Here is a 9,916-nt window from a genome sequence, read left to right on the forward strand (position 1 = left end):
AGGAGGCCCTGGGCCTCCTGAAGGAAGCCTCCTTGCCCTTCGCCTTGGCCCTCAGGGGGGACGAGGCCTCCTTGGCCCAAGCCTTCCGCCAGGCTCCCCTCGAGGGCCCCATCCGCACCGCCTTGCACCTGGGCCAGGACCTCTGGGGAGCCAGGGAGCCGGGTCCTACCTCGCGCACCCTGTACCTAGCCCTCCTCGAGGTGGAACTTAAAGGCCTCAAGGAGGATCCCTTCCGGGGGTTTTTGCGCCTGGACACCCCGCTTCCCGAAAGGGCGAGGCCCTGGTTCTTCGCCGGCTTTTGGCTTCTCCTCCTCTACCATGGGCTCACCTTCCTTCTTCCCCGGAGGCGGACCCCTGTACCCCCCGCCTGGGGCCTGGCGGTGCGGCTTCTGGTCCCGGGAAGCTTGGGGTTTTCCTCGGGCCTTGGCCTGGTCCTCCTCCTCCTGGCCGCCTACGGGCTTTTTGCCGTGCTGGAGGGCCAGACACCCACCTTCCTGATCCTGGCCTATGGGCTCCACCTCCTGGCGCTGGTCCTTAGCCTAAGGAGGCCCGCATGATCCTTCCCCCCATCCCCACCCCCTTTGACCGGGAGGGCCGCCTGGATGCGGAGGCCTTTCGCCAACTGGCGGAAGCCCTAGAACCCTTGGTGGACGGGTTCCTCATCTACGGCTCCAACGGGGAAGGCGTCCACCTGACCCCGGAGGAAAGGGCCAGGGGGCTTCGGGCCCTAAAGCCCCGGAAACCCTTCCTGGTGGGCCTCATGGAGGAAACCCTACCCCAGGCGGAGCGGGCCCTCCTCGAGGCCCAGGAAGCGGGGGCCATGGCCCTCTTAGCCACCCCACCCCGGTACTACCACGCCAGCCTGGGCCAGGGGCTGGTGGCCTACTACCAGGCCCTGGCGGAGAGGATGCCCGTGTTCCTTTACCACGTGCCCCAGAACACCAAGGTGGACCTCCCCCTTGCCGCAGTGGAGAGCCTGGCCCAGCACCCCCGGATCCTTGGGATCAAGGACTCCAGCGGGGACCTCTCCCGTCTGGCCTTTTACCAGGCCCATCTGAGGGATTTCCGGGTCTTCACCGGCCACGCCCCCACCTTCCTGGGGGCTTTGGCCCTGGGAGCCGAAGGGGGCATCCTGGCCGCGGCCAACCTGGCCCCTAGGGCCTACCGGGCCCTCGTGGAAGCCTTCCGCAGCGGACAGTTGGCGAAGGCCCAGGCCCTGCAAAAAGGGCTCTTCCCCTTAGGGAACCTCCTCTCCCAGGGAGGGGTACCCCTCCTCAAGCAGGCCCTACGCCACCTGGGCCTGCCTGCAGGGTACCCCAGGCCCCCCTATCCCACGGAAAGCCCCCTTTGGCCCAGATTCCTTCCGGTTCTGGATAGGCTAAAGGAAGAGGGGTGGATCCTATGAGAAAGGCTTCCCTGCTAGTCCTGGCGCTAAGCTTTCTGGCTGCTTGCGCACCCCAAGCCCTTACCCCGGAAGCCCGTTTCCTAGGAGCCGAGATCCGGGGTTTTGAGCTTAGCCCGGAACCCGCCCTCCTCCTGGGGGTAAGGGTGGAGTTCCAAAACCCCAATCCCTTCCCCCTGCCCCTTGCCACCTTCGGCACCCGGCTCCGGGTGGGGGAGGTGACGGTGCCCCTGGACCTCAGCCTACCCCCTGGAAGGAAAGAGGAGGTCCTCCCCGTTCGGCTTACCCCCAAGGGGGCCTTGTCCACGGCCCAGGCCCTCCTTTCCCGGGAGGGGGTGGAGGTGGCCCTGGAGGGCCGCACCCTAGGCCAAACCCTCACCTTCTTCCGCACCCGGCTGGCCTTTCCCTTGGAACCCCTTAGGGTGCGCCGGGCAGGGGTGAACTTCTTCTTGGAAAACCCCAATCCCCTTCCCCTCAAGGTGGAAGGGAATCTGGTCCTCCTGGGGCAAAGCTTCCGGGTCCAGGTAGACCTGCCAGCGAAAGGGGAAGGGAGGCTCCAGGTGGTGGGCTTCAGGCCGGGTCTGGAAAGGGGCGCGGGAAGACTGGAGCTTACCCTCGAGGTCCCAGGTTTCTTCCGCCAGCAGCTGGTCCTGCCCCTTTAGAACTTGAAGCCCAAGGGCAGAAGCTCCCCCAGGGTCTTCACCACATAGCCCTCGGGCCCGTGCATCACCACCTCGGTCCCGGGGGTACCAAACTCCAAGAGCACCTGGCGGCACCCCCCGCACGGGGGGATGGGCCCTTTGGGGCTATAGATGTGCACCCGGTCTATGCGCCTTTTCCCCGCCAGGACCATGGCGGCCACCGCATTCCTTTCCGCACACTGGGAGAGGGGGAAGGAGGCGTTTTCCACGTTGACCCCAAGAAAGCTCTCCCCTTCCGCCTCCACCAAGGCCACCACGGGAAAGCGGGAGTAGGGAGCGTAGGCCCTTTCCAGGTGGGCCACGAGAACCTGCCTAACCCTCTCCATGCTCCACCAGCCTTTCCACCCGTACCCGTTCTATGCGGCGCTGGTCGGCGCTCTCCACCACGAAGCGGAACCCCTGCCACTCCACGCTCTCCCCCACGCTGGGGATGCGGCCAAACTGCTCGTAGAGGAAGCCGGAAAGGGTGTCGTACTCCCCTTCGGGAAGCTCCACCCCCAGGGCCTCGGAAACCTCGTCCACGGGGGTTTGGGCCTGGATGGAAAGGGAGCCGTCGGGAAGGCGGCGGATGGCCGCATCCTCCGGCTCGTCGGTTTCGTCGTAGATCTCCCCCACGATCTCCTCCATCACGTCCTCCATGGTGACCAGGCCTGCCGTACCCCCGAACTCGTCCACCACGATGGCCATGTGCACCTTGCGCCGGCGAAGCTCCCGGAGAAGCGTCCAGGCATCCATGTTCTCGGGAACGAAATAGGGAGGGTGGGCAATGGAGGCCACGGTACGCCCCCTAAGGTCCTCCTCGCAGTAGTAGTCCAGGAGGTCCTTGGCGTAGGCCACGCCCACGATGTGGTCCACGCTTTCCTTATAGACGGGGACCCGGCTGTAGCGGTGCTCGCGGAAGAGGTGGAGGAACTCCTCCAGGCTGGCCTCGGCCTCAATGGCCACCATCTCCACCCGGGGGGTCATGATCTCCCGCACCGGGGTTTCCTCCAGCTCCAGGATGGAGTGGATCATCTCCTCCTCCTGGGCCTCAATGGTTCCCGATTCCTCCGCCCCCGCCAGGATGAGCTTAAGCTCGTGCTCGGAAACCAAAGGCGTATCCCGGGGCTCGAGGCCCAACACCCTGAGGACAAAACCCGAAACCAGGCTGAAGAACCGGCCCACCGGGTAGAGGAGGATGGAGAAGAAATAGATGGGCCAGGCGGCCACCCGGGCCAAGGGCACGGCATGGTGGACGGCGATGGACTTGGGGGTGATCTCCCCAAAGAACAGGATGAGGAAGGTCATGGCCCCGGTGGCCACCCCCACCCCCAGGGAACCGAAGGCCCGGGTGGCCAGGTCCGTCACCAAGGCGGTGGCGGCGATGTTCACCAGGTTGTTGCCCACCAAAATGGTGGTGAGGAAACGGGTGATGTCCTGGGAAAGGAGCCGGAAAGGCCCCCCCTGGGTTTCCGCAAGCTCCCTTACCTTCCAGGGGTAAAGGGTGGTGAAGGCGGTTTCGCTGGCGGAGAAGAAGGCGGAAAGGCCCAGGAGAAGGACCAAAAGAAAAAGGTCCCCAGGGTTTGGGGCTTGGGATTGGGCCAGGGCTAGGGAACCGAAGGGCAGGAAGAAGAGCCACCGACTGGGAGGTCTGTCCATATCACCTTCCGCCATTGTACACCATGGGAAAGTGTGGGGCAGGCCCAGGTTTTTATTGATCTCCGTGTATAGTTGAAAGGTATGAACGGTCCTCCTGCCCCCCTGGTGGAAGAGCTTTCCCGGCTGGGCTACGCCTTGATGCGCCTTCTCCTTGCCCGCGCCAAGGAAACCTTCACCCAAGAAGGCCTCTCCCTCCTCCAGGCAGAGGTGCTCCGTTTGGTGAAGGAGGGAATCCAGGTGCCTTCCCGGATAGCGGAGCACCTCGAGGTCCTTCCCTCCCAGGTCTCCCACCTCCTGGCCTCCATGGAAGAAGCCGGCCTCCTCAGGCGCCAGCCCGACCCCGAGGACCGCCGTAGGGTGCTCCTGCGCCTCACCCCCAAGGGGGAGGCGGTGCAAAAGCGCCTGCAAGAGGCCTGGCTAAGGGCCTATGGCCAGCACCTGGCCCGCCTTTCCCCGGAGGAACTGAACCTCTTCCGCAACCTGCTGCGCAAGCTCACGGAGGTGGAAGGTGCCTAGGCTCCTCGGCCTATTCCTCCTCTTCCTTCCCGCCTTGGCCCAAGGCGCCCTAGCCCCCTTGCGAAACCACCCCCTAGCCCTCCAGGCCCAGGCGCTTCTGGACGCTGCCGCCAAGGGCTTGGAGGCCCAATCCTCCCTCCTGGCCCTGAACCTCCAGGGGAACTACGCCCGGCTGGGCTACGAGTGCACCCCTTCCTCCCTGTGCTCCAGCCTGCCCGGCACCGCCGGGAGCCTCACCCTGGCCCTGGTCCTCACCCCCTTCCCCTTTGGCGACACCCAAGACGCCCAAAGGCGGGCTAGGATCGCCTACCGGCGAGCGGAACTTGCGTACCGCAAGGCCCTCACCGCCCTGCAGGCCCAGGCGGTGGCCGCATACGGCCGTTACCAGCTGGCCCTCTTGGGGGAAAAACTGGCGCAAAAAGGGTGGGAGCTGGCCCAGGCGGCCCTCGAGGCGGCCAGGAAGCGCCAGGCCAACCCTAAGGAACTCCGGGAGGCGGAACTGGCCCTGAAGGAAGCCGAAAACCGCCTCCTGGACGCCCAAAGGAGCGTGGAGCTGGCCAGAAAGGGGGCAGAGGGCCTGGTGGACCTCACCAAGCCCCTCCCCGAGATCCCCCCACCCCAGGGCACCACCCCCCTGGCCCTGGAAGAAGCCCGTCTGAGCCTCGAGGAGGCCAGAATCGCCTACTCCGCCTCCTTTCGCGCCCTCTTCCCCGAGGTCAAGGCCAGCTACCTCCTCTACCCAAGTGGAAACGACACCCTGACCCTAAGCCTTTCCAGCCGGACCCTGCAACCCACCCTGGCCTACACCCGGCAGGACCCGGGGCAACGGCCCACCAGCCTGCCCGGCGGCAGCTACCGCATCGCCGAGGAGCTTCGGCTTTCCCTTTCCCTAACCCTCACCCCTGGCCTTTTCGCGGCCCTGGAGGCGGCCGAGGCCCAGGTGCGGGGAGCAGAGGAAGCCCTGAAAGGGGCCGAGATGCAGGCCCGGCTCCAGGGGGAAACCCTGGAGAACTCCCTTAAGGCCACGAGGATGGCCCTGGAACTGGCCCGCCTCCGCCACGGTGCCCAGGAAAGGGCCTTGGCGGAAACGAAAAGGCGCCTGGAACTGGGCCTAGAGAGTCCCCTGGCCCTGCTGCAGGCGGAGTTTGCCCTTCTGCAAGCGGAGCTGGCCCTGGCCCAGGCGGAGGGCGATCTGCGAAGCAAGTGGATGGAGCTCTACCAGTTTTACGGCGAACTCCTACCGGAGGTAATCCCATGAAAAAGATTGCCCTAGCCCTCCTTTTTCTCCTGGCCCCTAGCCTAGCCCAACCCCTCCCCGAGGCCCTGAAGAAGGCCCCGGAGGTGGCGGCGGTGGTCACAGCCCGGCTGGAATCCGCAACCCGGCAGAAAGACCTGGAGCGCACCCTCCAGGACCCCTTGCGCACCGCCCTGGCCGAGCTGCAAGCACGCCAGGCCAGGGATTTGGCCGAGGCCCGGCGCAAACGAGCCCTGGCCCAGGCGGAAAGCGAGATCGTTTCCGCCTATACCCAGGCCTTTGAGGCCCTCCTGCAGGTGGGCCTGGCGGAAAAGGCGGTGGAGGTAGCCGAGCTGGGGCTTAAGGCCACGGAGATCCGCCTCAAAGGGGGTGGCGCCACCAGCCTGGACCTCCTGGAGGCGCAAAACCGCCTCCTGGAAGCCAGGAAGAACCTGGAACTGGCCCAAAAGGGGCGGGATAGCGCCTTGGCCGCCCTGGCCAACCTGGTGGGGGAATGGAAACCCCAGAGCGTGGGCGAGCCACCTTCCCTGCCAGGAAAGGAGGTGGTGGAGGCCCTTTTGCAGGAACACGTGGACCTCCTCCAGCTAAGCCAGTCCCTGGAGCTTTTGCGCTTCCAAAGGGGGCTCATGGACGAAAGCTTCGTGGCCAGGAGGGAGATAGAGGCCCTCGAGGACCAGATCCGAACCCTGGAGACCAACCTGGCCAACCTGGAACGCACCCTCAGACTGGGCCTGGAGGCCAGGTACCGCCAGCTCTCCCCCCTCCTGCAGGGAGTAAAGGCGGCGGAGGAGGCTTACCGGGCAGCCCAGGAGCGCTACCGAGCCGAGGAAAAGCGTTTCCAGGCCGGGCTCACCAGCCGGCTTGGCCTGTTGCAGCAGGAGCTTTCCCTAAGGCAAGCCCAACTGTCCTGGGAACAGGCCAAGCACGCCTACCTCAAGGCCTACTACGGCCTTCTGGCCAGCCGTTAAGGAGGACGGAATGCCCAAAGCCCCTATCTTGCCCCTTGCCCTAGGCCTCACCCTCTTCCTCCTGGGCGCCTGCGCCCCCAAGAAGGAGGCCCCTTCCCAGGCCCCAGGGAAACCCCAGGCCCTGGAGGTTCGCACGGTCCCCGCCCAAAGGGGCCTTCTGGAGCGGGAGGTCCGGGCCTCCGCCACCTTGCAGGCGGAAAAGGATAGCCTGGTGGCGGCAGGCGCCTCGGGGAGGGTCCTAAGAACCCTTCCCCCCGGCACCCGGGTGCAGGCGGGGGAGGGGGTGGTCTTTTTGGACCCCGCCCCCTTCCAGGAGGCCCTGGAGGCCGCAAGGCTGAACCTAAAGCAAGCCGAGGCCAACCTGGAGCGCGGCCGAAACCAGCTCTCAGGGAACCAGGCCGCCCTCAAGGCCCAGCTCCAGGCGGCGGAGGCCCAGCTCCAGGCGGCCAAAAGGCGCTATGAGGAGGGCCAGGCCCTGCTTGCGGTGGGGGCCTTGGCCCCCTTGGACCTCAAGGTCCTCGAGGCCCAGTACCGCCAGGCGGAAAGCGCCTACCAAAACGCCAAGGAGGCCCTTTCCCGCCTGGAGCGGGCCGAGGACATCCGGCTTCTTGAGCTCCAGGTGGAGGCCGCCAGGCTCCAGGTGCGCCAAGCGGAGAGGAATCTCCGGGAAAGCGTGGTCCGGGCTCCCTTCGCCGGGGAAGTGGTGGAGGTCCTCGTTAAGGAGGGGGAGTTCGTGGGAGCGGGAAGCCGGGCCTTCCGCCTGGCCACCACGGAGCGCCTCCTGGCCAAGCTGTACCTTCCCCCAGACCAGGCCGCCTCCCTTACGCCCGAAACCCCCTTCCTCCTCAGGCAAAACGGCCAGGAGGTGGCGGCCCGCCTCTTGCGCAAAACCGATCTGCCGGGCCAGACCCGGCTGGTGGAGGTGGTCCTGAAGCCGGAGGGCACGCTTCTCCCAGGCCCCGCCGAGGTGCGCTACCGCCTAAGGCTGGCCGAGGGCATCCTCCTTCCCTTAGCCAGCATCCAGATCCGGAATGGGGAGGCCCGGGTCTTTGTGGTCAAGGAGGGCAAAGCCCAAAGCCTTCCCGTGCGCCTCCTGGCCCAGGAGGCCGGCCAGGCGGCGGTGGAGGGCGTGGAACCCAATAGCCTGGTGATCCATCCTGTCCCCGAAGGCCTTAAGGACAACGACCCCGTGGAGGTGGTCCGGTGAGGGAAAACCCTCTGGTGGCCTTTTTCGTGGAGCGCTTCGTCTTCGCCACCGCCATCTTCGTGGGCTTGGTGCTGGTGGGCTTAATCCTGGGGCTGGGGCTCGGGGTGGAACTCCTTCCCCGTTTCAGCGTGCCGGTGGTGGCGGTTTCCACGGGCTACCCAGGGGCTGGCCCCGAGGAGGTGGCGGAGCAGGTATCCAAGCCCCTGGAGGACGCCCTTTCCACCCTAAGCGGGGTGGACACCATCGGCAGTAGCTCCACGGAAGGCTTCAGCCTGGTCTTCGTGCAGTTCCAGCAGGGGGTGGATGTGGACAAGGTGGCGGTGGAGGTGAGCCAGAAGGTGGCCGCCGCCCGGGCCCAGCTTCCCAAGGACGCCTCGCCCCCTGTGGTGCAGAGGTTTGACCCCTCGGCGACCCCTATCCTCTACATCGCCCTCGAGGCTCCCGGGGAAGAGCTTTCCCAGGTGCTCCGCTACGCGGAGCGCACCCTAAAGCCCAGGCTCCAGCTGGTCCCCGGGGTGGCGGACATCCGCCTCACCGGGGCGCCCAGGCGGGCCATCCGGGTCTACCTGGACCCCGACCGCCTGCAGGCCCTGGGCGTGGCCCCTGGCCAGGTGGTGCAGGCCCTTTCCAGCTCCGCCCTGAACCTACCCGTGGGAAGCCTCACGGAAGAGGAAAAGCGCCTGGTCTACACCCTGCGCAACACCCCGGCCACCGCCGAGGAGGTGGCCGCCATCCTTTTGGATCCCTCCCGTGGCCTACGGGTGGGGGATGTGGCCCGGGTGGAGGAAAGGGCGGAGGAGGCCAGCACCCTGAACCGGGTAAACGGCCGCCCCGCCGTGCTCCTGGCGGTGGTCAAAACCCCAGACTCCAACGCCGTGGCCGTGGCCGATGGGGTCAAGAAGGCCCTAGGGGAGGTCCAGCTTCCCCGGGGCTACCAGACGGAAATCGCCCTGGACAGCACCCGCTTTATCCGGGCCGCGGTTTTGGACACGGTACGGGAGGCCTTCTTGGCGGCCGTGGCGGTTTCCGTGGTGGTCCTGGTCTTCCTGGGCAAGCTGAACTCGGTGTTTTCCGTGATCCTGGCCATCCCCATCACCCTCTCGGGAGCCATCCTGCTCTTTGGCCTCCTGGGCTTCACCTACAACCTCATCAGCCTCCTGGCCCTTACCGTGGCGGTGGGCATCGTGGTGGACGACTCCATCGTGGTGGCGGAGAACATTGACCGCTACCGCCGCCTGGGCTATAGCCCCAAGGAAGCGGTGCTAAAGGGGGCCAGCGAGGTTTCCGTGGCCGTGGCCGCCGCCACCTTGAGCCTCCTGGCCGTCTTCCTGCCCATCAGCTTCCTCCCCGGCATCATCGGCCAGATCTTCCAGCAGTTCGGCCTGGGCATGGCCGCGGCCATCGCCGTGAGCTGGCTGGAAGCCCTCCTCTTCCTCACCGTGCGCCTGGCCTACTTCCCCGACCCCGAGCCCCCAAGCCCTCGGGAAGCCCTCTTGGCCCTTCGCCTCCTGCCCGAGGACCTGCGCTGGGCCTACCGCCGGGGCTTTAGGACGCCCTGGGGCCTAGCCTTGGGCCTGGGCCTGGCCCTTTTCCTGTACCGCTTGGGGCCCCTCTTCCTCCTGCTCCTTCCCCTCTACCCTACCTTTCTGGGCCTACTCCGCTACCTGGGCCGCTTCCTTTGGGACCTGGCGGGGGCCCTCACCCACCTCCTCCACGGCAGCGCCGAAGGCGGTATGCGCCGCCTCACCGAGGCCTACGCCCGAAGCCTGGGCCTAGTCCTAAGGCGGCCTGGGGGGGTCTTGGTCCTGGCCGCCTTGGCCTTCCTCTCCATCCTGCCCATCCTGCCCCGGATCCCCTTCAACTTCACCCCCCGCTCCGACACCGGGGTCCTCACCGCCACCCTGCTCCTGCCCAAGGATACCCCCTTGGCGGTCTCCGACCGGGCGGCCAGGGTCCTCGAGGCCTACTTCCTCTCCCACCCCGCGGTGAAGCGGGTGGTGACCACCGTGGGGGCCAGCGCCACCGGGGGGGCCCAGGTGGGGGATCCCAGCCGGGTCCAGCTGCAGATCGTCCTCAAGCCCAAAGGGGAACGGCAGGATATCTTCTCCCTCACCGAGGCCTTCAACCGGGAGGGGAAGGCCCTTCTGAAGGACTTTCCCGGGGCCGACCTCCGGGTCCTGGCCCAAACCGGCCCCGAGGCTGGGGATGCGGACCTGCAGTTCTTCGTGA

9 protein-coding genes and 1 pseudogene are annotated in these 9,916 nt (G+C 66.6%); 8 read left to right on the forward strand and 2 right to left on the reverse strand.

The features are described 5' to 3' along the window. The 3 genes and pseudogenes from Q0693_RS09020 to Q0693_RS09030 all read left to right on the forward strand — a co-directional run. Positions 1-557, forward strand: a pseudogene (locus Q0693_RS09020) (hypothetical protein); the annotation flags it as partial. Further along, positions 554-1,405 carry a dihydrodipicolinate synthase family protein gene (locus Q0693_RS09025; RefSeq protein WP_243029419.1) on the forward strand — a complete coding sequence of 284 codons (852 nt, stop codon included), beginning with the start codon at positions 554-556 and terminating at the stop codon, positions 1,403-1,405. The pseudogene Q0693_RS09020 and the gene Q0693_RS09025, both read left to right, overlap by 4 nt. Then, complete coding sequence (locus Q0693_RS09030) at positions 1,402-2,064, forward strand: hypothetical protein (RefSeq protein WP_243029418.1); 663 nt, start codon at positions 1,402-1,404, stop codon at positions 2,062-2,064. The genes Q0693_RS09025 and Q0693_RS09030 overlap by 4 nt, the downstream gene beginning before the upstream one ends. On the opposite strand, the gene cdd is transcribed toward Q0693_RS09030, so the two are convergent. Both cdd and Q0693_RS09040 read right to left on the reverse strand, forming a co-directional pair. Then, complete coding sequence (gene cdd, locus Q0693_RS09035) at positions 2,061-2,429, reverse strand: cytidine deaminase (protein ID WP_243029417.1); 369 nt, start codon at positions 2,427-2,429, stop codon at positions 2,061-2,063. The two genes, Q0693_RS09030 and cdd, sit on opposite strands and share 4 nt — an antisense overlap. Further along, entirely contained in the window at positions 2,416-3,741 is a 1,326-nt protein-coding gene (locus Q0693_RS09040) for a hemolysin family protein (RefSeq protein ID WP_243029416.1), read from the reverse strand. Before Q0693_RS09040 ends, cdd begins: the two co-directional genes overlap by 14 nt. Before the next feature lie 81 nt (positions 3,742-3,822). On the opposite strand from Q0693_RS09040, the gene Q0693_RS09045 reads away from it, so the two are divergent. The 5 genes from Q0693_RS09045 to Q0693_RS09065 all read left to right on the forward strand — a co-directional run. Next, positions 3,823-4,257 (forward strand): MarR family transcriptional regulator, encoded by a 435-nt coding sequence (locus tag Q0693_RS09045; RefSeq protein ID WP_298630970.1) that lies wholly within the window; start codon positions 3,823-3,825, stop codon positions 4,255-4,257. Next, complete coding sequence (locus Q0693_RS09050; protein WP_298630973.1) at positions 4,250-5,515, forward strand: TolC family protein; 1,266 nt, start codon at positions 4,250-4,252, stop codon at positions 5,513-5,515. The genes Q0693_RS09045 and Q0693_RS09050 overlap by 8 nt, the downstream gene beginning before the upstream one ends. Further along, complete coding sequence (locus Q0693_RS09055) at positions 5,512-6,480, forward strand: TolC family protein (protein ID WP_298630976.1); 969 nt, start codon at positions 5,512-5,514, stop codon at positions 6,478-6,480. Before Q0693_RS09050 ends, Q0693_RS09055 begins: the two co-directional genes overlap by 4 nt. A gap of 10 nt (positions 6,481-6,490) precedes the next feature. Continuing rightward, entirely contained in the window at positions 6,491-7,687 is a 1,197-nt protein-coding gene (locus Q0693_RS09060; protein WP_298630979.1) for an HlyD family efflux transporter periplasmic adaptor subunit, read from the forward strand. After that, a partial coding sequence (locus Q0693_RS09065) for an efflux RND transporter permease subunit (RefSeq protein WP_298630982.1) occupies positions 7,684-9,916 on the forward strand: 2,233 nt, incomplete at its 3' end. The genes Q0693_RS09060 and Q0693_RS09065, both read left to right, overlap by 4 nt.

This window comes from uncultured Thermus sp. (assembly GCF_938010445.1).
Classification (GTDB): domain Bacteria; phylum Deinococcota; class Deinococci; order Deinococcales; family Thermaceae; genus Thermus; species Thermus altitudinis.

Coding starts and splice junctions, on each gene's coding strand:
- Q0693_RS09030 (WP_243029418.1), top strand. CDS start 1,402: ATGAGAAAGGCTTCCCTGCTAGTCCTGGCGCTAAGCTTTCTGGCTGCT.
- cdd (WP_243029417.1), bottom strand. CDS start 2,429: ATGGAGAGGGTTAGGCAGGTTCTCGTGGCCCACCTGGAAAGGGCCTAC.
- Q0693_RS09060 (WP_298630979.1), top strand. CDS start 6,491: ATGCCCAAAGCCCCTATCTTGCCCCTTGCCCTAGGCCTCACCCTCTTC.
- Q0693_RS09025 (WP_243029419.1), top strand. CDS start 554: ATGATCCTTCCCCCCATCCCCACCCCCTTTGACCGGGAGGGCCGCCTG.
- Q0693_RS09045 (WP_298630970.1), top strand. CDS start 3,823: ATGAACGGTCCTCCTGCCCCCCTGGTGGAAGAGCTTTCCCGGCTGGGC.
- Q0693_RS09055 (WP_298630976.1), top strand. CDS start 5,512: ATGAAAAAGATTGCCCTAGCCCTCCTTTTTCTCCTGGCCCCTAGCCTA.
- Q0693_RS09040 (WP_243029416.1), bottom strand. CDS start 3,741: ATGGACAGACCTCCCAGTCGGTGGCTCTTCTTCCTGCCCTTCGGTTCC.